Raw genomic sequence first — 4190 nt, 5'->3', positions numbered from 1 at the left:
CGGGTCCGAGCCCGCCCCCTCCGCCCGACGAGCCGTCCCACGATCACGCGCGGGCATTCGCGCTCGAGACACCGACGCCCGATCACGCGCGGGCATTCGCGCTCGAGACACCGACGCCCGATCACGCGCGGGCATTCGCGCCCGAGACACCGACGCCCGATCACGCGCGGGCATTCGCGCCCGAGACACCGACGCCCGAGCACGCGCGGGCATTTGCGCCCGAGACCCGGGCGCCCCGTGACTGGGAGTCAGTCCGCCCGCAACCGATACCCGACGCCGGGCTCGGTGAGGAGATGCCGCGGACGCGCGGAATCCGGCTCCAGCTTGCGCCGCAGGCCGTGCATCTGGACGCGCAGATAGTGCGTGTCCTCCTCGTGGGCCCGCCCCCAGACCTCGCGCAAAAGCTGGCGATGCGTCACGACGCGGCCCGCGTGCCGCGCCAACAGCGCGAGCAACTTGAACTCCGTCGGCGTGAGGTGGATCTCGCTCGCGCCGACGAAGACCTGCCGCTTCGCGACGTCCACCCGCAGATCCCCGAACTCGAACGCCGGCTCGTCGCGCGGCGCCGCCGCCTGCGCCGCGTGCCGCTGCGCGACGCGCAGCCGCGCCGCCAGCTCGGGCAGCGAGAACGGCTTGGTCACGTAGTCGTCCGCGCCGGCGTCGAGCGCCGCGACCTTGTCGGCGTCCCGGCCGCGCGCCGAGAGGACGACGATCGGCACGTCGCTCCATTCGCGCAGCTTCCGCGCGACGTCCACCCCGTCGCCGTCCGGCAGCCCGAGGTCGAGCAACACGACCGCCGGCGGCCGCGCGCCGGCCAGCGCGAGCCCCTCGGCGCCGGTCGCCGCCTCGAGCAGCTCGTACCCCTGCGCCCCCAGCGCCGCGCGCAGGAAGCGCCGGATCTGCGGGTCGTCCTCGATCAGCAAGACGAGCGGGCGTTCGGCCATGCCGCCTATCGTAGACCAGGCGCGGCGGGGATCGTGAAGCGGAAGACCGCGCCGCCGCCGGGCCGCTCGTCCACCTCGATCCGCCCGCCGTGGGCCTCGACGACGCCGCGGCAGATCGCGAGCCCGAGCCCCGCGCCGCGCGTGCCGCGCGCCGCGCGCCCGCGCCAGAACTTCTCGAAGACGAGCGGCCGCTCGTCCGCCGGCACGCCCGGGCCGCGGTCGGCGATCGACACTTCCACGCCCTCGGGACCGTCCTTCGCCGCGATGTCGATCGGCGTCCCCTGCGGCGTGTGGCGCGCGGCGTTCTCGAGCAGGTTGACGAGCGTCTGCTCGACCAGCGCGCCGTCCACCTCCACCCCCGGCAACCCGTCCGGGAGCGCGATCGAAACCTTGCGCCCCTCGAGCCGTCGGCCGAGCCGCTCGACCGCCGCGGCGACGAGCTCGTCCACCGCGTGCCACTCGCGGCGCAGCTGCGCCCGCCCCGAGGCGAGGCGCGTCATGTCGAGCAGGTCGCCGACGACCCGCCCCAGCCGCTCCGACTCCTCGTAGATCGTCTCCACCAACTCGCGCCGCGACGCGGCGTCGAGCGCGTGCCCCGTCTCCAGCAGCGTGCTCGCCGAGCCGGTGATCACCGCCAGCGGCGTGCGCAGGTCGTGCGACACCGAGCTCAGCAGCGCGTTCTGCAGCCGGTCCGCCTCGGCGCGCAGCCGCGCCTCCTCCGCCTGCTCCGCGAGGCGCTCCCGTTCCAGGGCGAGCGCGAGCTGGCTGGCGAACGCCTCGACGAGATGGACCTGCTGCGGCGGCAGCTTCGCCCGGTCGGCCGGCGCGGCGATGCCGAGAACGCCGACCGCGCCGCGCGCCGCGGCGAGCGGGAAGTACGACGCGGCCGCGCCGGGGAGCGTGTCGGTCCCCCACCCCGCGCGCAGCCCGCTGCGGAAGCTCCAGTGGGCGACCGCGCGCTCCGACTCGTCGCGCGCGAACGCCTCGTCCGCCCCCGCCGCGGCGCGCACGCGCCCCAGCTCGTCGGGCAGGAAGACCGCCGTCGGCAGCTGCAGCAGCCCGCCGACCTTCCGCGCCGCCGCCGCGGCCAGCTCCTCGGTCGTGCGCGACTGCGCCAGCTCGCGGCTCAGCCCGTAGAGGGCGACCGTCTCGTCCTCGCGCCGGCGCGCCGCGCGCGCCTGCTCGCGGATCCGCGCCGTCAGCGCCGCGGTGATCAGGCCGACCGCCGTCATCACGCCGAACGTCACGACGTACTGCCCGTCGGAGACGGCGAGCGTGAGGCGCGGCGGCACGAAGAAGTAGTCGAAGGCGACGACGGAGAGCAGCGAGGCGAGAGCGGCGGGCAGGCTTCCCCAGCGGCCGGCCACGGCGACGACGCCGAGCAGGTAGACCATCGCCAGGTTGGACAGCTCGAAGTGCGGCGCCATCGCCTGCGCGACGAGCGTCGCCAGCGCGGTGACGACCGCCGCGCCGACGAGCCCGACGGCGAGGCGGCGCCGAGGCGTCGGCGGCGCCGGCGGCGGCGCGCCCGGCGCCTCGAGGCCGCGGACGACGGTGACGTCGATCTCGCCGCTCGTCCGCACGATCCGGTCCACGAACGAGCCGAGCAGCCGATCGCGCCACCAGAAGCGCCCCGGCTTGCCGACGAGGATCCGCGTGACGTTGCGGCGGCGGGCGTAGGCGACGATCTCCGCCGCGGCGTCCACCCCGTCGAGCGTCGTCGTCTCCGCGCCGAGCGTCTCGGCGAGCCGCAGCGCCTCGGCCGCGTACTCGCGGTCGCGCGCCGGCAGCGTCCCCTGCCGCGGCGTGTCCACCCAGGCGACGATCCAGTCGGCCCGCAGCCGCCGCGCCATGCGCCGGCCGGCCCGCACCAGGCGCGACGCCGAAGGGCTCGCGCTGATCGCGATGAGGATCCGCTCCGCCACCGGCCAGGTGCGGTCGCGCCCCTCGACCTCGCGGAACGCCTGCATCTGCGCGTCCACGCGCTCGGCGGTGGCGCGCAGCGCGAGCTCGCGCAGGGCGATCAGGTTCCCCTTGCGGAAGAAGCGGTCGAGCGCCTCGCGGGCCGCCTCCTCGACGTAGACCTTCCCCTCGCGCAGCCGCTCGAGCAGCTCGTCGGGCGGCAGGTCGATCAGCTCGATCTCGTCGGCGCGGTCGATCACCGAGTCGGGAACCCGCTCGCGCACCGGCGCGCCGGTGACCTGCGAGACGACGTCGGAGAGCGACTCGACGTGCTGCACGTTGAGCGTCGTCCAGACGTCGCAGCCGGCCTGCAGCAGCTCGAGGACGTCCTGCCAGCGCTTGGCGTGGCGCGAGCCCGGGGCGTTGGTGTGCGCCAGTTCGTCGACGAGGATCAGCGGCGGGCGCAGCGCCAGCGCCGCTTCGAGGTCGAACTCTTGCAGCGTCGTCCCGCGGTGCTCGACGAGTCGCGGCGGCAGACGGTCCAGCCCCTCCAGCAGCGCCGCCGTCTCCGTGCGGCCGTGCGTCTCCGCCCAGCCGACGAGGACCGGCAGCCCCTGCGCGCGCCGCTCGCCGGCGACGGTCAGCATCGTGTACGTCTTGCCGACCCCGGCGCTCATCCCGAGGAAGATCTTCAGCCGGCCGCGCCCCTCGGCGGGCGACTCCGCGGCGGCGTGCGCCAGCAGGGTCTCCGGATCGGGGCGGGATGATTCGTCGTCGCGCCGCTGCATGCCGCACCTCGCGCGGTCGCCGAAGCGCCGCGGCCAGCATAGCGCGCCGCGCTCAGCGCGCGCGGGCCGGACGGTCCAAGTCCAGGTTCAGTTCGAGCACGTTCACCCGCGGCTCGCCGAGGAAGCCGAGCGCGCGTCCCTCGACGTGCCGCGCGACGAGCGCCCGCACGACTGCCGGGTCGAGGCCGCGGACGCGGGCGACGCGCGCCGCCTGATAGTCGGCGGCGGCGGGGCTGACGTCGGGGTCGAGGCCGCTGGCCGAAGCCGTGACCAAGTCGATCGGCACGGGGGCGTCGTTCCCCGGATCGGCCTCGCGGAGCGCGGCGACCCGCCGCTTGACCTGCTCGGCGAGCGCCGGGTTCGAGGGGCCGAGGTTCGAGGCGTTCGAGGCGGCGGCGTTGCCGGCGAACGGCGCGGTCGCCGAGGGGCGTCCCCAGAAGTACTTCGGGTCGGAGAACGGCTGCCCGATCAGCCGCGAGCCGCGGACGACGCCGTTCTCGACGATCAGGCCGCCGCCCGCCCGCGCCGGGAAGAGCGCCGCCGCGGCGGTGACGGC

The 4190-nt window shown here is 75.9% G+C and carries 3 protein-coding genes; all 3 read right to left on the bottom strand.

What is annotated here, in order from left to right; translation table 11 throughout:
• Positions 1-248: 248 nt before the first annotated feature.
• Complete coding sequence (locus LLG88_13780; protein MCE5247977.1) at positions 249-944, bottom strand: response regulator; 696 nt, start codon at positions 942-944, stop codon at positions 249-251.
• Positions 945-949: 5 nt separating this feature from the next.
• Positions 950-3634, bottom strand: coding sequence for a sensor histidine kinase KdpD (locus LLG88_13775; protein ID MCE5247976.1), 2685 nt, complete (start codon positions 3632-3634; stop codon positions 950-952).
• A gap of 52 nt (positions 3635-3686) precedes the next feature.
• On the bottom strand, positions 3687-4190 hold a 504-nt coding region (gene kdpC / locus LLG88_13770; protein MCE5247975.1), incomplete at its 5' end, for a potassium-transporting ATPase subunit KdpC.

Source organism: bacterium (assembly GCA_021372775.1).
Lineage (GTDB): Bacteria > Acidobacteriota > Polarisedimenticolia > J045 > J045 > JAJFTU01.
This window is presented reverse-complemented; position numbering and strand designations above follow the sequence as displayed.